The sequence below is a fragment of the Leifsonia sp. TF02-11 genome (assembly GCF_017565305.1).
In the GTDB taxonomy this organism is placed as follows: domain Bacteria; phylum Actinomycetota; class Actinomycetes; order Actinomycetales; family Microbacteriaceae; genus Leifsonia.
This window is the reverse complement of sequence record NZ_JAGEKP010000005.1, coordinates 158,239-175,862: the sequence shown is the minus strand read 5'-3', so window position 1 is coordinate 175,862 and position 17,624 is coordinate 158,239. Positions and strand designations below refer to the sequence as shown.

Sequence of the window (17,624 nt, the reverse complement as noted above, 5' to 3'; positions counted from 1 at the left end):
AGAATCACGGAACCCGCTGCACAACGGCGGGCAGCTGGGCCCGAACCGCGCTGACGACGACGCAACGAAGGAGAGCCCCATGACGGAGATCATCGCCCCTGCCGCTGTTCGTGCCGCTCTGGAGCATGCGGTCACCGCCGCGGGGGAACGCCACCGCTACGCCTTCCCCGCCGACGGTCTCGTCCGCTTCACCTGGGATGCCGAGGGGCCGGGGCACGGCGACCTGATCGGGGAGGCGATCCGCGAGCTCGCTCCGGACGTCCACGCGCACCTCGTCACCGTCGAGACGGCGGACTCCGGACAGCCGGTGGAGTCGGTGCTCGACCTCGCCGCACACGGGTTGACGGTGCCGTTCGCGACGATGGCCGCACTCGACGAGGCGCGCGCCATCGAGGATGCGGGCGGCACGTGGGGCGAGGCCCTCGCCTGCTTCGACGAGCTGTACTTCGAGTCGCCTGCTCTCGCCGGCTGAGGGCTCGCGGACCGCTCAGGCCTCCGGGTCGTACTGGAACTCGCGCAGCTCCTGGTCGCAGCGGCAGGCGGTCGCGATCTTCGCCGCCCACTCGAGTGCCGCGTCGCGGGTAGGCAGGTCGAGGACCGTGAAGCCGCCGTCCATCAGCCGCGTCTCCGGGTAAGTGCCGGACGTGACCGTGCCGTCGCCCGACACGAGAACGGTTCCGGCGCTCTCGTTCACGCCGCCCCCGAACACGTAGACGCCGGCCTCCTGCGCCTCCCGGATCACGGAGTGCGCCGCCTTGGACACGGCGGGGAGCTCCTCCTCCGTCACGTGCATCGCGGAACCAGGGAACGAGATCATGTACTTCGTCATCGCGTGACTCCCTCACTGTCGACGATCGTCACGTCGCAGACCCTACCGAGGAGCGAGACCCGCAACCAGCCCCCTCACATCGTCGGCCGCATGCCCCCGTCGATCACGACATCCGATCCGGTCAGGTTGCCGAGCACCGGACTGGCCAGCATCGCGACCAGGGCACCGACCTCCTCCGGGGTGGTGAGCGTCCGGTGACCATCGCCTGCTCTGCGCCGTGCCGCACCTCCTCCGGGGTGCCGCCCCCGGCAGCGGAGACGGTCTCGGCGACGCCGCCCGTGCCCAGCCAGAGCGCCGTCGCGACCGGTCCCGGGCTGATGGAGTTGACGCGGATGCCGCGTGGCCCGAGCTCCTTGGAGAGCGACTTGGTGAAGCTGAGGGCCGCCGCCTTCGCCGCGCTGTAGTCCATCACCAGCGGGTCGGCCAGGATCGCGTTCTCGCTGACCACGTTGACGATCGCGCCGCCGTAGCGCATCGCCCCGAGCAGCGACCGGGTGACCCGCACCGCGGCGAGCGCGTTGAGCTCGTACGTGCGCAGCCAGTCGTCGTCGGTGATGGAGGCGAAGCCGCCCGGCCGCGGAGGCGCAGAGCCGACGTTGTTCACCAGCACGTCCACGACTCCCCCGACCGCGTCACGCAAGCCCGCGGCGGAATCGGGGTCAGCGAGATCGGCGGCGAGGAACCGGAAGCCCTCCCCGGCCTCCAGCCCACGCGTCTCGTCCGTCGCCGAGCGGGCGATGCCGACGACGGCCGCGCCCTCGGCGAGGAGCGCGCGCACGGCGGCCAGCCCGATTCCACGGCTCGCACCCGTCACCACAGCGCGAGCGCCGGTCAGTCGAAGGTCCACGGCGCGACAGTAGCGGGTGCGCGGCCAGCGCCGCTAGTGCTCACGTCCGCCCGATCCCACCGGTCGCGGCCTCCCCGGTCACGCCCGCGACTCGCGCGACACCCTCCGCAACGTGGTGAAGCAGCCGAGGAAGGCGAAGACGAGCGCGATCAGCACCTGCGGCAGGTAGGCCTGCCACATCTCGCCGTTGCTCAGAAGGTTGTCCACGAAGAGCCCCCAGACCTTCGGGTCGGTGATCGCGTCCTGCAACGGGACCTGGATCGCCGACACCAGGTCGGTGAACATGCCGGCGAGCAGGCTGAGGACGACGGTCACCACGACGATCGCGATGATCCCCCCGGCCGCCGCTGGCGTGACCCGCGCCTTCGATCCCCGCCGGTACAGCCAGATCGCGGCGATCGCGACGCCCCACGAGACGATGGAGGCGATGAAGCCGATCTGCCAGAGCAGGGTCCAGACCACGACGCCGACGGGGATGACCAGCAGCGCCAGCGCGATGCCGCGACCGACCCGCTCCCCCTCGCTGTACGGAGCCATCGTCGCAGTCCCCGGCATCGCAGCGGCCGGAGGCGGAACCTCAGCCGGGGCTTCCGTCGCGGCTGCACCGTCGGCGCCTCCGGGCAGAGGTGGCGCTTCCGGCAGGTCGTCTCGTGCGGGCTCGACGCGGTCGTCGGTGGCATCGGTCATCGTGGTTCCCCCCTCGGGCGCAAGCCCTGACATCGCGCGGCGCCCACTGTGACGGCGCGGTGGACATCCTGGCACACCGGCACCGGCCGCATCCCCGTGTGCGGCCACCCCACTTCGGGGTGCCAGGCCAGGTGCTGCGGATCTGCGCGCCGACGGCCAAGATGATGGTGGACACCGCCGAACGGACGACCACCGCCGACGACACAGCACCGCCGAACGCAGGGGGACCATGCCCACGCAACTCGCACGCCTCGCCCAGGCCGCCGCCTCCTCCCTGGCTGTCGCAGGGCTGGTCGTCGCCGGCCTCGCCGCATGCACGGCCGTCTCGGACGCGCACACCCCGTCGCCGACACCGAGCGTGTCGACGGCGGACTGGCCGACGGCCCAGGTGTATCAGGAGGGTCGAACGACCGAGACGCTCCCGCTCCCGAGCGGCGCGCGCACCCTCCACGTCGACTTCACCTGCACGTACGGCCTCTACTCCGTCTCCGTCGACATCGGCATCAACACCCGCTCGGGATCGTGCGGCGGTGCGCAGTCGTTCGACTTCGACGTCAGCACGGCGACTCCCGGGACGCGTGTGCACGTCGACCTGGTCGTCCCCGACGGTACCCGGCTCGCCGCCGGACTGCGTTTCAGCACGCACCGGTTCGCTCCCGACCCCGCGACCAAACGCCAGTGCGCCGCTTTCGCACCGATCGTCGAGGCCTACTTCAACGCCGACCAGGGCTACGATCACGGCGACGTCGACGAGGCCGCGTGGACGCAGAAGACCGTGACCGCGAAAGCCGACCTGACCTCGCTCGCGGCGCGCGCGACCGCGAACGGTGCTGCCTCCGGCCTGCTCGGCACGGTCCTCCCCCCGATCGCCGCCTGGCTCACGGGAGCGGGCGACCACCCCGGCGGCTTCCTGCACCCTCCGCAGGGAGACTTCACGGCCGCGAACGACCTCGCCAGTCAGATCTGCAACGCCAACGGCACCCCGATGGTGATCCGCTCGGACTACGGCGGCTGAGCACCGACGGCGCCTCGGCCGCTACCTCGGCGCCCCGAAGGTGCCGACCAGCTGGGTCTCGAGGCCGTGCTGATCGTCGCCGGCCCACGCCACGTAGCCGTCCGGTCTCAGCAGCACCGCCGGGGTGGGGAGGTCGGCGTCGGGCGCGACGACCGCATCCACGCGTCCCTCCCACCCTGCGGCGCTGAGCCGCCCGGTGCGGTCCAGCAACAAGCCACGGCCATCGCGCAGCAGCTCGTAGAGTCTCCCCTCCGTGAGCGGGAGGTCGCGCAGCCGCCGGCCGACCAGGTCGGGGCCCGGTTCGCCCCCGAGGTCGTAGCGGATGCCGGTGCCGCTGATCCGCTCCGCGAGGTACCGGCTCACGTCGTCGAACGCCATCAGTTCGGTCACCAGCCGGCGCACCGCCTGCGGTCCCGGCTCCGGCGCGATCAGGACGCTCTGCGCGCGGGTGAGCGTCAGGACGTCGTCGGCGACCGGTCGACGCTCGGCCTCGTAGCTGTCGAGCAGCCCGTCCGGGGCCCAGCCGCGCACGTCGGCCGCCAGCTTCCAGCCCAGGTTGAACGCGTCCTGGATGCCCAGATTGAGGCCTTGGCCGCCGAGCGGCGGGTGCACATGTGCCGCGTCGCCGGCGAGGAAGACGCGCCCGGAGCGGTATCGCTCCGCGAGTCGGGTGGCGTCGGTGAAGCGTGAGAGCGCGCGCGGGGAGTGCGCGCCGAAGTCGGTGCCGGCATACCGGCGCAACTGCGTGCGGAACTCCTCCAGCGTCGGCGGCACGCCGCGGTCCTCCGCGACGCTCGCCGCGGGCACGACGGCCCGGTACGCGTCGCCGGCGCCCGGGCCGATGCCGAACCCGCGGTGCGTCTTCCTGACCTCCGCCGAGATCGCCGCGATTTCCTCCGCCGCCGCGGTGACCTCCACCTCGCCGAGGAGCCATTCGGTGGTCGCCGCCTCGCCGGCGAAGTCGATTCCCAGTCGCCGCCGCACGAGACTGCGGCCGCCGTCGCAGCCGACCAGCCAGCGCGACCGGAGGCGCGTGCCGTCGACGAGCTCGACGCTCACTCCGTCGTCGTCCTGCTCGAAATCGGCGACCTCGGCGCCGCGACGCAGCCGCGCACCGAGCTCGACGACGCGCTCCTCCAGGAGCCGGTCGGTGATGGTCTGCGGGATGCCGAGGACGTACGCGTGCGCGGAGTCCAGGTCGACGGGACGGGGTGCGGCGATCCCGGCGAACGTACCCACCTGGGGATAGCGCGTTCCGAGCGCCAGGAAACGGTCGAGCAGGCCGCGCTGATCGAGGATCTCGATGCTGCGCGGGTGCAGGCCGAGCGACCGGGCGAGCGGGCTCGGCTGCTCGTCGCGCTCCAGCACGAGGACGTCGACGCCGTGCAGTCGCAGCTCGGCCGCCAGCATGCACCCGGTCGGGCCGCCTCCACTGATGATCACGTCGAACGTGGTCGCTTCGAATGCGGCCGCTTCGAACGTGTCGGGCTCAGGGGATTCCATCCAGCACTCTCCTCCTCGGCCGGGCTGCGAAGCTCGTGATTGCGGCCGCGACCGGCTATTCTCGCCCACTCAGGGGGCCTTGCGGCAAGCCCCAGGGCGGCCGGTATCCTGGAAATGCAGGCGATGTCGCGGCGTCGACCGTTGACCGCCGACCGTGAGAAGACCGCCGCTTCTACTCCCCCGGGTGTCGACCGCCGGGCTACCCTGTGCGCGAAGGTCCCGAGGGGACCGAAACTGCACGCGGCGGCCCGACCGCGACGAGCCGTGACCTGGCGAAGGGGTCACGGCTCGCTCTCGAGGACGCGAGTGACGCGGGATCAGGACGGCGGGTTCTGCAGCGTCACCGTCGCCGTGGCGGTCTGGCCGTCGCGCACGTACGTGACGCGGACAGTCTCCCCCGCCTTGGTCGTCATCACGGTCTGGGCGAGGGTGTCGGCGTTGGCCGCCGGCTTGCCGTCGATCTCCGTGATCACGTCGCCCTGCTGCAGCCCGGCCTGGGCGGACGGGCCGCCGGGGACGACCGAGACGACGTAGAGACCGTCGGTCACCTTGAGCCGCTGGGCCGCTGCCGGCGGGATCGGCGCAACCGAGAGGCCGAAGTACGGGTAGGTCACGTGCCCGTTCTTGATGAGCTGGTCGACGATAGTGTGGGCGAAGTCGGAGGGGATGGCGAAGCCGATCCCGACGCTGCCGCCGCCCGCCTGGCCCGCGGCGTTCGGCACGGTCGCGATCGCGGAGTTGATCCCGATCAGGTCGCCGGAGCAGTTCACGAGCGCACCTCCCGAGTTGCCGGGGTTGATCGAGGCATCGGTTTGGATGGAGTTGGCGAGGATCGCGGTCTGACCGTCGTCGCCCGGCACGGGGACGGTGCGGCCGAGCGCGCTGACGATGCCGGAGGTGACCGTTCCGGACAGGCCGAGCGGAGCCCCCAGCGCGACGACCGGCTGGCCCACCACGACCTTCGCCGAGTCGCCCCAGGGCACCGTCGGCAGGTTCGACCCGGAGATCTTCAGCACCGCGAGGTCGGACCTCGGGTCGCGCCCGACGAGCTGCGCCGGCGACTCGACGCCGCCGGACGACACGACGGAGATCGTCCCCCCGTCGACCGCGCCGGAGATCACGTGGTTGTTCGTCACGATGTAGCCGTCGCCGGTGATGAGCTCACCGGTCCCGGTGCCCCCGCCGGCCGAGCCGATGGCGGAGACGGTCACGATCGCCGGGAGGACGTCGTTCGACACCGTGATCGCGTCGCACGCGCTCACCTGCTGGCCGGACGTCGACGACACCGCCGCCGTCGTCGCGGCCCCCGACCTCCCGACGCCCCAGCCGACGAGGCCGCCGACCACGAGGGCGATCACGACGGCGAGGACACCCCACAGCCAGCCGGCGCGCCGCGGGCGATTCCGCGCGGGCGCAGGCGGCACGGCCGGAGGGGATCCAGCGGTGTGCTGGACAGGTGTCGGTTCGCTCTCAGACATGTTCCACCCCCACGTCGAAGGGTCTGGGCATCACAACGTGCTCGGTCTACACCCGGGGTGCACGCAGTGGCAACGGCCTCGGGAGCGCCTGAGGATTCCCACAGCCCATGGCGTACCATCCTGAGCGGGAATCGATCACCGAGGGAGACACGACCGACATGGATACGCGCACTCTGAGCACCGACGGCGCCGAGATCGTCTACGACGTCGCAGAAGCGGCCGACGGCTCGGGAGGGCATCCGCCGCTCGTCATGATCGGCCAGCCGATGGACGCGAGCGGCTTCCGAGCACTGGCGTCGTACCTGCCCGACCGCGTCGTGGTCACCTACGATCCCCGCGGCTTGGGCCGGAGCACCCGGAGCGACGGCGAGGTGACGAACGTCCCCGCCGTGCAGGCAGAGGACGTCCACGCGGTCATCGCGGCGCTCGGCGGCGGCCCGGTCGACCTGTTCGCGAGCAGCGGCGGAGCGGTGACCGCCCTGGCCCTGGTCGCCGCCCACCCCGAGGACGTGCGCGTCCTCGTCGCGCACGAGCCGCCGCTGCCGGGAGTCCTCCCGGATGCCGCCGACGCCGAGCGCGCTCTCGAGGCTGTGCACGCGACGTACGACGCACACGGTTTCGGACCGGGCATGGCAGCGTTCATCGCGATGACCTCCTGGCGCGGGGAGTTCACCGACGACTACTTCGCCCTGCCTGCGCCGGATCCCGCGATGTTCGGGATGCCGACGGGCGATGACGGTTCCCGCGACGACCCGCTGCTCTCTGCGCGCTCCGTCGCGGTGACCGGGTACCGGCCGGACGTCGCCGCGCTCACCGCTGTGCCCACGCGCATCGTCATCGGAGTCGGGGAAGAGTCGGAGGGCGTCTTCACCGGGCGCACGTCCGTCGCCGTCGCCGAGCTGCTGGGCGCCGAGCTCGTCGTCTTCCCGAGTCACCACGGCGGATTCGCCGCGGAGGACTCCGGCTATCCCGGCAAACCGGAGGCGTTCGCCCGCCGGCTGCGCGAGGTGCTCGACGACGATGCCTGAGACGAGCCCGCGCTGAGCCACCCGCGGTGTCCGCGGTCGGTGCGACCATTCTCCTGACACGCGGATCTCGTGCGGCGCGGATCTCGTGCGGCGCGGAGCGATCGGAGGACGGCATGCGGGGCGAGGCGACCGTGCTGCACGCCGACCTCGACGCCTTCTACGCCTCGGTCGAACAGCGCGACGACCCCGCCCTGCGCGGGCGGCCCGTCATCGTGGGCGGCGGTGTCGTGCTGGCGGCGAGCTACGAGGCGAAGGCCCGGGGAGTACGCACCGCGATGGGCGGTCGCCAAGCCCGCGACCTGTGCCCGGAGGCCAGGGTCGTCCCGCCGCGCATGGACGCGTACTCGGCCGCCAGCAAAGACGTGTTCGCGATCTTCCGCGACACGACCCCTGTCGTCGAGGGGCTGTCGATCGACGAGGCGTTCCTGGAGGTCGGCGGGCTCCGGCGCATCGCGGGCACGCCCGAGCAGATCGCCACACGCCTGCGGGAACGGGTTCGGGACGAAGTCGGCCTTCCGATCTCCGTCGGGATCGCGCGCACCAAGTTCCTGGCCAAAGTCGCCAGTGCGGTGAGCAAGCCCGACGGGCTCCTCGTGGTCGAACCCGAGCGGGAGCAGGAGTTCCTGCTCCCGCTCCCGGTGGAGCGGCTGTGGGGTGTCGGCGCCGTCACGGCGGAGAAGCTGCACAGGCTCGGCATCCGCACCGTCGGCCAGCTCGCCGAGCTCGAGGAGGCGACGGCGGAGCGGCTGCTCGGCAGAGCGGCGGGCGCACACCTGCACGCGCTGGCGCGGCTGCGTGATCCGCGTCCTGTCGACGCCACCAAGCGGCGCGGGTCCATCGGCTCGCAGCGTGCGCTCGGCAGCCGCCCGCGCACTCCCGAAGAACTCGACCTCATCCTCACCCAGATCATCGACCGACTCGCCCGGCGGCTTCGTGACGGCGACCGCACCTGCCGCTCGGTCGTGTTGCGGCTGCGCTTCGGCGATTTCGCGAAGGCCACCCGCTCTCGTACCCTCGCGTTCCCGACAGATCGAACGTCGACGCTGCTCACCCTCGCCAGAGCCCTGCTCGTCGCTGCCGGACCGGAGATCACCGAACGCGGCATCACCCTCATCGGCGTCTCGCTGTCGCACCTGGGACGCGCCGACAGCTTCCAGCCCGAGCTGCCGATCGACTGGGAGGACGGCGCCCGCCTCGACACCGTGCTCGATGCCGTCCGCGACCGGTTCGGCGCCGCCTCCGTCGCACGCGCCGCACAGCTGGGCCGCGATCCCGGCTGGTCGACGCCGCTGCTCCCCGAACACGAGTGACGGATGCCCGGCAGGCCGCTCGTGCGGCACACTGGCAGCGTGACGACGACCGAGCGCACCCTGATCCTGCTCCGCCACGCCAAGTCGGATTGGTCCGGTTCCGAGGCGGACATCGACCGGCCGCTGGCCGAGCGCGGCCGCACGCAGGCCCCGCTGGCCGGCCGTTGGCTCGCCGACCACGCCGGGCGCATCGACCTCGCCGTCGTGTCGCCGGCGCAGCGCGCCCGCGAGACGTGGGAGCTGGTGTCCGCACAGTTCGCGGAGGCACCTCGCTTCCGCGTCGAAGACCGGGTGTATGCGGCGTCCGCGGAGCGGCTCCTCCACGTCGTCTGGGAGCTGCCGGACGACATCCGAACGGTGGTCCTGGTCGGTCACAACCCCGGTATGGAGGCGCTGGCCTCGTATCTGGCCGGCGCGGAGGTGATCATGCGGACCTCGGGCATCGCCGAGCTCGGCGTCTCCAGACAGTGGTCCGATGCCGACACCGCCTCGGCAGGGCTGCGCTGGGCGGGGAGGCCGGACGGGGAGGAACGGGGCTGATCGCCTAGTCGCGACGCACGCTACCGTGGATCATGACGTCTGTTCGCGAACGCTTCGACGACATCGTGGCCGCCCTCGCCGGCCTCCCGGGAGTCACCCCGCCGGCGTCCGGCGGGTCGCGCCGGTTCGGTTCCGATGCCCTGCGCGTCAACGGCTCCATCTTCTGCATGATCGCCAGCGGGGAACGTTTCGTGGTCAAACTGCCGGCCCCGCGGGTGGACGAACTCCTCGCGACCTCCACCGGCGAACCGTTCCGCACGGGCACGAAGAGCGCGATGCGTGACTGGCTGGTGGTGACGGATTCCGCTCCGGGGCTCTGGGAGTCCCTTGCGCGGGAGGCGTACGCGTTCGTGAGCGGCGCGGGCGGCTAGCCCGGGCCCTCACGGGGATACCCGGACCCTGCGCCCTTCGAAAGCGACGACGTCGCCGAGTTGCAGCTGCCGTCCGCGGCGACGGTCGACCTCGCCGTTCACGGTGACGTAGCCGTCGATGATGGCTTCTTTCACGTTGCCGCCGGAGTCGAGCAGGCCGGCGAATTTCAGGAACTGCCCGAGGCGGATGCCGTCACCGCCGATCGGGACGTCCTCGATCGGAGCTGAGTCGGTCATGCGGAAATGGTAGTACCGTCCCGGGTGAACACTCCGCGCGAACCGAGGGAGAGCCGGCGATGAGACCGCTTCGATACGCCATCAACGTCACGCTCGACGGCTGCGTCCATCACGAGGCGGGCCTCCCGCCTGACGAGGAGTCGATGCGGTTCTGGACCGCCGAGATGGAGCAGGCCGACGCCCTGGTCTTCGGCCGGGTCACTTACGGGATGATGGAGTCGGCGTGGCGCCGACCGGCGACGGGCGCATGGCCCGAGTGGATGGACGAGTCGCAGGTCCCGTTCGCCGAGGCCATCGACACCGCGAAGAAGCACGTCGTTTCGAACACGCTGAGCATCGTCGACTGGAACGCCGAACTAGTGCGCGGCGACGTGGGGCAGGCGGTCGAGCGGCTCAAGCAGCAGCCGGGTGAACACGTGTATGTCGGTGGCGTCGCGCTGCCGCTGGCGTTGGCGGACCGGGGACTGATCGACGAGTACGTGTTCGTCGTGCACCCGGTGGTCGCCGGGCACGGTCCCACTCTGCTCTCCGGCCTGCGCGAGCGCATCCGCCTCGAGCTGGTGGATCGGCAGGACTTCCGGTCAGGGGTGAGCGCTCTGCGGTTCCGGCCCGGCGAAACCGGGGTGGGAGGCGCGCCGGCGCTGTAGCGTGCTCCGACCCGTCCTCATCGCCCTGCGGTTCCGGAGAGCAGCTCGCTGGTGATGGTCCGCGCCGCGCGTCGAGCGGCGGCGATGACCGCTTCGTCCGGCGCGTCCGTCGAGGCCGCCGCCTGCACTGCCGCGTTGATGGACAGCAGCGCCATGCGGAGGAGGACGACGGCCTCCTCGGTGCGCTCAGGCAACAGTTCGCTCAGGTCTTCTGCGAGCTGAGACAGTCCGGCGCCGACGCGGGGCTTCTCGTCTCCCCGGGCCAGGCCTGCCATCAGAAGCGGGTTCGCGGCGAGGAACCGGATGCCCTGCAGCTTCTCCGCGGTGAACGAATCGACCCACCGGAGCACAGCTTCCCTCAGCAGGTCCGACGATGCAGGCTGCTCCCTGACCCAGGCGAGCAGATCCTCCGCCTCGTTCCCCCGCTCGTCGAGCAAGGACTGCACGATCGCTTCCTTGCCGTCGAAGTAGTAGTACAGCGACGCCTTGTTGATGCCCAGCTCGTCCGCGATCTGGCGGAGTGTCGTGGCCTCGTATCCCTGCTCCGTGAACAGCCGCAACGCGACCCGCTGCGCCGCCTGACGGGTCCGGGCTCCACGCCCGCGCACGCCGACTCCCTGGGTCTCGCTCACCCGACCATCCTACCTACCACGCGGTAGACAATCTACCTACCGATAGGTAGGCTACAGGCGTGAGACGAAAGGCGAAAAGGATGACTGAATACACCATCGTCCGCGAGTACCCGTACCCGATCGAAGACGTGTGGGCGGTTCTCACCGAGCCCGAGCAGGTCGCCCAATGGACCACGACCGGTCAGGGAGGCCGCCCGGAGGCATTCGCCGCCGTGCCGGGAACGGAGTTCCGGTTCGTGGGAAAGCCGACGATGGGGTGGGCCGGCGTGGTGGACTGCGAGGTCGTCTCCGTCGACGCTCCCCGCTCGCTGCACTACACGTGGAAGGGCGACAAGGAGACCGATGAAGTCACCGACGTCACATACCTCCTCGAAGAGACACGCGACGGCACTCGGTTCACCTGGCAGCACACCGGGTTCACCGGTATTGGAGGGTTCGCGATGTCGAGGCTGCTCGGCACCGTGCGGAAGAAGATGCTCACCGAGGGCGTGCCGCCGGTGCTCGAGGCGTACCACCGGGCGCGACAGGGGTAGCGATCCGCGCCGCCTCAGACGATGGGCGGCACGTTGACGCTGAACGGGACCCGCAGCGTGTCGGCGAAGCGCTGGAAGAGCGCGGGGTCGCCCTTCAGCTGCACGGCGCCCGTGGCGATGGCGGTCTGCGCGTCGAGCTCGCCCGCCAGCACACCGCGGATCTGAGGGCCGGCGGTGATGACCACCGCCGGGTTCTCGATCGGCCCTGATCCGACCGCGATGGCGGCGTCGCGCATGATCACGTGCGCGACGACGTCGCCGACGTGCACTTCGTACGTCGTGTTCCACTCCTCGGGCACGACGCCGCCTCCGGCGGCCACCTGGAGCGCCGCCGTGATGGATGCCGTGGTCACGATCTCGCCTTCCCGCGGCGCGCGCATGCCGCCCGCACCCCACCGGGACAACGCGTCGAGCGCCGGGCGCAGCTCCTCGCCGCGCGGCGTGAGCGCGTACACGATGGAGCGCTCGCCACCCCTGGGTGCCAGCCGCTCGACGATCCCCTCGTCCTCGAGCTCCTTGAGCCGGGAGGCCAGGGTGCCCGTCGGAATGCCGGGGAGGCCGGCGACCAGCTCCGAGTAGCGCCGCGGACCCACGCTCAGATCGCGCAGGACCAGCAGCGTCCACCGCTGGCCGACGATCTCGGCCGCACGCGCCAGCCCGCAGAACTGGCCGTAGTGCTGGTTCGTCATGGATCACAGAATAGCACTTGACTTCATTAATTGCAGTGTGCTTTATTTTGTGAAGTACACAAGCTTCATTTTTTGCAGCGACTCCGACGAAGGAGAAGGACATGACCGACACCATCGCACCGGACGCGGCCGGCTCCCCGGCCGACACTGAGCCGGCGAACACGCAGAACGCGCCGAGCCAGGTCGACCCGCCAGCCCCCGCGCTCGCATCTCGTAATCGCACCGCCCTCCGCCTCCTGCTCGCCGCCGTCTTCGTCGTCTTCCTGAACGAGACGATGATGGCCGTCGCGTTGCCGCGCATCCAGGAGTCCCTGCACATCGATGCGACGAAGGGGCAATGGCTGACGACGGCGTTCGCGCTCACGATGGCGGTCGTCATCCCGACCACCGGATGGCTGATGCAGCGACTGCGGACCCGTACCGTCTTCACGGTCGCGATGTCGAGCTTCGTGACCGGCACGCTGATCGCAGCGCTGTCGCCGGTGTTCGAGATGCTCGTCGTCGGACGCGTCGTCCAGGCTGTCGGCACCGCAATCATGATGCCGCTCATGATGACGACGGTGATGACGATCGTGCCGATGGAGGAGCGCGGGCGGGTGATGGGACGGGTCTCCATCGTCATGTCGGTGGCCCCCGCTGTCGGTCCCATCGTCTCGGGCGCGCTCATCCAGGTGCTGCCCTGGCAGGGGCTCTTCTGGGTGATGCTGCCGATCGGCCTCACGATGCTCGTCGTCGGGATGCGACGGGTGCCGAACGTCTCCGAGACCCGGTCGATCCCCCTGGACACGCTGTCCGTCGTCCTTTCCGCGTTCGCATTCTCGGCTCTCGTGTTCGGGTTCAGCCAGATCGGCGCTGCTGCCGTCGGCGAGGCCTCCGTCCAGCCGTGGATCCCGGTGGCAATCGGGCTCGCGACGCTCGCCCTCTTCGTCTGGCGGCAGCTCGTCCTGCAGCGAACCGACGCGGCACTCCTCGACCTGCGGACCTTCCTCTCTCGGGACTTCGCGGTCTCCGTCGCGATGATGACGATGGCGATGGTCGCTCTGTTCGGCACGTTCATCGTGCTCCCCCAGTTCGCCCGCTACACGCTGGGCCTCGAGCCGCTCTGGGTCGGCGCGCTCCTGCTGCCGGGCGGCCTGCTCATGGGGCTGGCCGGGCCGACCGTCGGCCGGCTGTTCGATCGCTTCGGCCCCCGTCCGCTGGTCGTACCCGGCTCGATCGGTCTGGCGGTGGCGCTGTGGACCATGGCGCTGGGCGTCGGCGAGAACTCGTCGTGGGTGGTGCTGCTCGCCGCTCACATCCTGCTGATGCTGTCGCTCGCTTTCCTCTTCACCCCCGCGTTCAGCGCCTCGCTCGGCGCGCTGCCCCAGCGCCTGTATTCGCACGGGAGCGCCACCATTGCCACACTGCAACAGGTCGCCGGGGCTGCAGGCACGGCGATCTTCATCGCCCTGTACGCGACGGGGGTCGCATCGACCGGCGCAGCGCCCGACCTCCCATCGGCTGCCGCCGCGGCGGCGGGGGCTCACCTCGCGTTCGTCGCCGGGGGCATTCTGTCACTGGCGGTGATCGTTCTCGCCCTGTTCGTCAGGAAGCCCGCGGCTCCCGCTGAGTCGGCACGCTGAACACACCGAACGACCGGACAAAGGAAGCGCCATGAAACTCACCGTCAGCCTACAGATCACCCTCGACGGCGTCGCCCAGGCCAACGGAGGCAACAATGAGGAGCTGGACCCCGGCTTCACCCGCGGCGGCTGGGCGATCGGCGTCGGCGACGCCGAAGCCGCCGGCTACATCCTCGACACCTGGCGCCGGGCCGACGCCTTCCTGCTCGGGCGCAAGACGTACGACCTGTTCGAAACGTACTGGGGCGCACGCAGCGACGACGGCGGATTCGGAGAGGCGATCAGCTCGAAGCCCAAGTACGTCGTCTCGAACACCCTGAGCCGACCCGACTGGGAACACTCGACGGTGATCTCCGGAGAGCTCACACCGGAGCTCCGTGCGCTGAAGGCGGGCTCGGACGGAGAACTCCTCCTCGTGGGCAGCGTCGCCCTCGCCCGCTGGCTTCTCGAGAACGAGCTGGTGGACGAGCTGAACGTGATCCAGTTTCCGGTCATCGTGGGCCAGGGCGAGTCGTTCCTGCCCCGCACGGGCCGCGACTTCGCGCTGGACCTCACCGAATCCCGCGTCTTCCCCTCCGGGATCGTGGCGCTGACCTACCGCGTAGGCGGGCGCCCGCGATACGCGTGAATCAGCGATCATCACGGCCGACCACCGCCAGATGATGGATCCGCGACCCGAGCAGGTGCGACCATGAGGACCATGACCGAGCAGACCACCCCGACCATCGCCGCCGCGACCGACGCCGACGCCGCCGAGCTCTCGGTGCTCACCCGAGCCTGCTGGGTGCAGGAGGCGATCGCCAACGAGACGTTCGACATCCCTGCCCTGAGCGAACCGCTCGATCAGGTCCGCAGCGACATCGCGAGCTGGGACACGTACGTCGTGCGCGAGGGTCCGCGCCTGGTGGCCTCGGTGCGTGGACGTCTGGTCACCGGATCTGAGGGCGAGGGGGTCTGGGAGATCGGCAGACTCATGGTCGCACCCGACCGGCAGGGCGCGGGCCTCGGCCGCCGGCTGCTGGAACACATCCAGGCGGCCGCCCCGGCCGAAGCCCGCTCGTTCGCGCTCTTCACCGGCGTCCGCAGCCACCGAAACCAGGAGATCTACCAGGCCGCCGGCTTCGCGCTCCGCCCGGAACTTCCCGCGCCTCCTGCGGCGGTCATGCTCACCAAGGCGCGGTGAGGTCCGTGCGCGCCCCCTGGCGGAACCTGGAAGCCGCTCGGCGGTGTCGCATTCAGGGTTGACCGGCCCGCAGGATGCGGGCCGCGTCCGCGCGGTCGACGGCGCCGAGCTTGAGCATGACGATGGAGACGTAGTTCGCAACCGTCTTCGTCGACAGCTGCAGACGCTCAGCGATGACGGGATTGGGGAGCCCGCGCCGGATGAGGTCTGCCACAGCTCTCTCGCGAGGGGTGAGGCCGGGGATCTCTGTGGCCGCGGGGGGCGATCCCGGCCGTGGCACGCCCGCGCCGATGAGCAGCGCACCAGACTCTGCGGCCGAGATGGCCGCGAGGATCTGCGCCGGGTCCGCTTGCTTCGTCACATAGGCGCTCGCGCCCGCCTCGAGTGCCCGCCGGACGGTGGCCTCGTCGTCGAACATGGTGATCACCACGACCCGCAGGGCCGGCAGTTCTGCCACGAGGCGCTCCGTCGCTTCGACACCGCCGAGCTCGGGCATCGAGACATCCATGAGAACGACATCCGGGCGTTCGTCTTGCACGATGGCGATCGCCTGATGGCCGTTCTCCGCCTCACCGACGACGTCGATATCGCTCGCCCGCAGCAGTGCGACAAGCCCCTTGCGGAAGATGGGGTGATCGTCGACGACGACAGCACGCATCATCTCGCCCTCTCGTCGGCCAGCGCGTCGATGGGCAGCCAGACGCTCACGAGCGTGCCGCCGCCGCGCGGGCGGGACACGCGGGTGCGGCCGCCCAGCTCGGCTGCTCGTTCGCGGATCGACCGAAGGCCGATGCCTGCCGTCGCCGCCTGTGACATCCCGACGCCGTCGTCGGCGACCTCGATGTGGAGGCCGTCGGCATCCCTTTCCACCCCGACACGGCACAGGGACGCCTCGGCATGCCGGCGCACGTTCGCAACGGCCTCCTGCACGATTCGCAGCGCGGCGATATCGACGGCAGCGGGCAGCTGACCGAGATGTCCCACGTCGAACACCACATCGCCCGCGGAGCCCAGGCGCGACCGCAGCGCGGCTTCAAGACCATGGTCGTCGAGGATGGGCGGACGCAGTCCGTGCGAGATCTCTCGCGAGCGGGCGGCCGCGTCGTTGATGTCGGTCTGAAGCTCGTGGGCTGATCGAGCGATCCCATCGTCGATCCCGTCGGCGCGCTTCGCCAACGCTGCGGCGGCGAGTGCTAACCCTGACAATGCCGGGCCGAGGTCGTCGTGCAGTTCGCGTCGGAGTCGTCGCCGCTCCTCTTCCCGGGCGGAGACCAGAGCGGCCTGCGCTGTCGTCGCCTCGCGCAGCGCCCGAGCTCCGTGCAGCGCGGGAGCCGCATGATGGGCGACGGCGACGAGCACCTCACGGTCACGCACGCTCAGCTCCGACTCACCGTGTCGCGGCGCTGCGCTCAACGTCGCCAGCAGTTCGCCACGGAAGGTGACGGGAAAGGTCGCAAGCGACGCGGCGAGGGATGCGCCGGATTGCGCGGTGAATACGGCCTCGTCGGCACGGGATGCCGGTGCGAGCACAACGGTCGGTGAGGCGGTGGCCTCGGCCACTACATCCACCACGCGCTGCGCCGCGGGGCGCGCCTCGTCGGCGTCGAGCACATGTGCGAGCCGGGAAACAGCCTCGTCTGGGGTGATCCGGTCACGATAGACGAGCCACGTAGCGGCGCGTACGGCGCCGCGGACGACTGGGTACGCGACCACAGCCATGGCGAAGGCACCCCAACTCGCGGCAGCGGCCGCGGATTGTGACGCCGACATGGCGACCCAACGGGCCACTCCGAAGGCACCGTCGAGTGCGAATCCCGCGAAGATCACGACGAGAACAGCGCGGAACACACCATCCACGTTCCACAGCCGGGGCCAGGCCAGGCCGATCACGAGTCCGAGCATCAGCGGGATCGCCGCCGCATTCGAGAGCGCCGCGTTGAGCGCCCCGCCATCGCCGATCCTGCCGCCTGCGATGGACACGAGCAGAAACGACGTCAATGTCATGATCAGCCCGAGAAGCACCCAGCGCACACTTTCACGCTCAGAGGTCGTCGCGCTGCGGCGGTAGCGGTAAGCGATGAAACCGGCCGCGAGCAGTACCTGCCCCACAGGGAACAGCCACCACCCGGCACTCCCTCGAAGCCGGTCGCCGAGCACGGCATCCGTCAGCAGCACCACGCCCGAGGCGACGACGAGTCCCCACGACCATCTCGGCACGAACCTCCCGTCCGGGAAGGTCGCGGCGAGCAGCGGGAAGCCGATCGCCCACGTCGCGAGCGCGAGAAGCTGCGCGGCAGGCGGCGGCGTACCCGCACTTTCGACGGCGAACAGGAGCAGGATCGCCACCGTCGCGACGGCCGGGATCCACGCGCGCGGAACGCGTCGACGCGTGGCGGAGACGATCACCGCAAGCGCTCCGCCGACGCCGGTCACGAAGAGGGCGAGACGGCTCACAGTCAACACGACCTCCTCC

Annotated in this window: 21 protein-coding genes; 11 read left to right on the top strand and 10 right to left on the bottom strand. The window is 70.6% G+C overall.

The features are described 5' to 3' along the window. The first annotated feature begins 79 nt into the window (after positions 1-79). Positions 80-472 carry a hypothetical protein gene (locus JNB50_RS09425; RefSeq protein ID WP_208039864.1) on the top strand — a complete coding sequence of 131 codons (393 nt, stop codon included), beginning with the start codon at positions 80-82 and terminating at the stop codon, positions 470-472. A gap of 15 nt (positions 473-487) precedes the next feature. Here the strand turns inward: JNB50_RS09425 and JNB50_RS09420 are convergent, their stop codons facing one another. From JNB50_RS09420 to JNB50_RS09410, 3 genes are all read right to left on the bottom strand, one after another. Next, positions 488-829 carry a YciI family protein gene (locus JNB50_RS09420; RefSeq protein ID WP_208039863.1) on the bottom strand — a complete coding sequence of 114 codons (342 nt, stop codon included), beginning with the start codon at positions 827-829 and terminating at the stop codon, positions 488-490. Between the two features lie 121 nt (positions 830-950). Further along, positions 951-1,676, bottom strand: a complete 726-nt coding sequence (locus JNB50_RS09415; RefSeq protein WP_208039862.1) for an SDR family NAD(P)-dependent oxidoreductase — start codon at positions 1,674-1,676, stop codon at positions 951-953. Between the two features lie 78 nt (positions 1,677-1,754). After that, a complete protein-coding gene (locus JNB50_RS09410; protein WP_208039861.1) occupies positions 1,755-2,363 on the bottom strand; it encodes a hypothetical protein in 609 nt (202 codons plus the stop codon). Between the two features lie 229 nt (positions 2,364-2,592). Between JNB50_RS09410 and JNB50_RS09405 the strand changes: the two genes are divergently transcribed. After that, positions 2,593-3,378, top strand: a complete 786-nt coding sequence (locus JNB50_RS09405; protein WP_208039860.1) for a hypothetical protein — start codon at positions 2,593-2,595, stop codon at positions 3,376-3,378. 21 nt (positions 3,379-3,399) lie between these two features. On the opposite strand, the gene JNB50_RS09400 is transcribed toward JNB50_RS09405, so the two are convergent. Continuing rightward, positions 3,400-4,881, bottom strand: coding sequence for an FAD-dependent monooxygenase (locus JNB50_RS09400; RefSeq protein WP_208039859.1), 1,482 nt, complete (start codon positions 4,879-4,881; stop codon positions 3,400-3,402). A gap of 317 nt (positions 4,882-5,198) precedes the next feature. Then, positions 5,199-6,359 carry a S1C family serine protease gene (locus JNB50_RS09395; RefSeq protein ID WP_208039858.1) on the bottom strand — a complete coding sequence of 387 codons (1,161 nt, stop codon included), beginning with the start codon at positions 6,357-6,359 and terminating at the stop codon, positions 5,199-5,201. 158 nt (positions 6,360-6,517) lie between these two features. Between JNB50_RS09395 and JNB50_RS09390 the strand changes: the two genes are divergently transcribed. From JNB50_RS09390 to JNB50_RS09375, 4 genes are all read left to right on the top strand, one after another. Further along, complete coding sequence (locus tag JNB50_RS09390; RefSeq protein ID WP_208039857.1) at positions 6,518-7,387, top strand: alpha/beta fold hydrolase; 870 nt, start codon at positions 6,518-6,520, stop codon at positions 7,385-7,387. A gap of 113 nt (positions 7,388-7,500) precedes the next feature. Then, entirely contained in the window at positions 7,501-8,697 is a 1,197-nt protein-coding gene (dinB, locus tag JNB50_RS09385; RefSeq protein WP_208039856.1) for a DNA polymerase IV, read from the top strand. 39 nt (positions 8,698-8,736) lie between these two features. Then, the gene (locus tag JNB50_RS09380; protein ID WP_208039855.1) at positions 8,737-9,237 is read left to right on the top strand and encodes a histidine phosphatase family protein; all 501 of its coding nucleotides are present in this window, start codon (positions 8,737-8,739) and stop codon (positions 9,235-9,237) included. A gap of 32 nt (positions 9,238-9,269) precedes the next feature. Then, positions 9,270-9,608, top strand: a complete 339-nt coding sequence (locus JNB50_RS09375) for a hypothetical protein (protein WP_208039854.1) — start codon at positions 9,270-9,272, stop codon at positions 9,606-9,608. Between the two features lie 9 nt (positions 9,609-9,617). Here the strand turns inward: JNB50_RS09375 and JNB50_RS09370 are convergent, their stop codons facing one another. Beyond that, a complete protein-coding gene (locus JNB50_RS09370; protein ID WP_208039853.1) occupies positions 9,618-9,845 on the bottom strand; it encodes an RNA-binding S4 domain-containing protein in 228 nt (75 codons plus the stop codon). A 59-nt stretch (positions 9,846-9,904) separates the two neighbouring features. Between JNB50_RS09370 and JNB50_RS09365 the strand changes: the two genes are divergently transcribed. Continuing rightward, positions 9,905-10,492, top strand: coding sequence for a dihydrofolate reductase family protein (locus JNB50_RS09365; protein WP_208039852.1), 588 nt, complete (start codon positions 9,905-9,907; stop codon positions 10,490-10,492). A 17-nt stretch (positions 10,493-10,509) separates the two neighbouring features. Here the strand turns inward: JNB50_RS09365 and JNB50_RS09360 are convergent, their stop codons facing one another. Beyond that, positions 10,510-11,124 carry a TetR/AcrR family transcriptional regulator gene (locus JNB50_RS09360; RefSeq protein ID WP_208039851.1) on the bottom strand — a complete coding sequence of 205 codons (615 nt, stop codon included), beginning with the start codon at positions 11,122-11,124 and terminating at the stop codon, positions 10,510-10,512. 80 nt (positions 11,125-11,204) lie between these two features. On the opposite strand from JNB50_RS09360, the gene JNB50_RS09355 reads away from it, so the two are divergent. Then, entirely contained in the window at positions 11,205-11,657 is a 453-nt protein-coding gene (locus tag JNB50_RS09355; protein WP_208039850.1) for an SRPBCC domain-containing protein, read from the top strand. 14 nt (positions 11,658-11,671) lie between these two features. Here the strand turns inward: JNB50_RS09355 and JNB50_RS09350 are convergent, their stop codons facing one another. After that, positions 11,672-12,346, bottom strand: a complete 675-nt coding sequence (locus JNB50_RS09350; RefSeq protein ID WP_208039849.1) for a winged helix-turn-helix transcriptional regulator — start codon at positions 12,344-12,346, stop codon at positions 11,672-11,674. Between the two features lie 101 nt (positions 12,347-12,447). Here JNB50_RS09350 and JNB50_RS09345 point away from each other — a divergent pair, with 101 nt between their 5' ends. From JNB50_RS09345 to JNB50_RS09335, 3 genes are all read left to right on the top strand, one after another. Then, on the top strand, positions 12,448-13,968 hold the full coding sequence (locus JNB50_RS09345) for a DHA2 family efflux MFS transporter permease subunit (RefSeq protein ID WP_208039848.1): 1,521 nt from the start codon (positions 12,448-12,450) through the stop codon (positions 13,966-13,968). Between the two features lie 31 nt (positions 13,969-13,999). Next, positions 14,000-14,596, top strand: a complete 597-nt coding sequence (locus JNB50_RS09340; RefSeq protein WP_208039847.1) for a dihydrofolate reductase family protein — start codon at positions 14,000-14,002, stop codon at positions 14,594-14,596. Positions 14,597-14,668: 72 nt separating this feature from the next. Beyond that, positions 14,669-15,151, top strand: a complete 483-nt coding sequence (locus JNB50_RS09335; protein ID WP_208039846.1) for a GNAT family N-acetyltransferase — start codon at positions 14,669-14,671, stop codon at positions 15,149-15,151. Between the two features lie 52 nt (positions 15,152-15,203). Here the strand turns inward: JNB50_RS09335 and JNB50_RS09330 are convergent, their stop codons facing one another. Together JNB50_RS09330 and JNB50_RS09325 are read right to left on the bottom strand one after the other, a co-directional pair. Then, the gene (locus JNB50_RS09330) at positions 15,204-15,812 is read right to left on the bottom strand and encodes a response regulator transcription factor (RefSeq protein ID WP_208039845.1); all 609 of its coding nucleotides are present in this window, start codon (positions 15,810-15,812) and stop codon (positions 15,204-15,206) included. After that, positions 15,809-17,614, bottom strand: a complete 1,806-nt coding sequence (locus tag JNB50_RS09325; RefSeq protein WP_208039844.1) for a sensor histidine kinase — start codon at positions 17,612-17,614, stop codon at positions 15,809-15,811. The genes JNB50_RS09330 and JNB50_RS09325 overlap by 4 nt, the downstream gene beginning before the upstream one ends. Positions 17,615-17,624 lie beyond the last annotated feature (10 nt).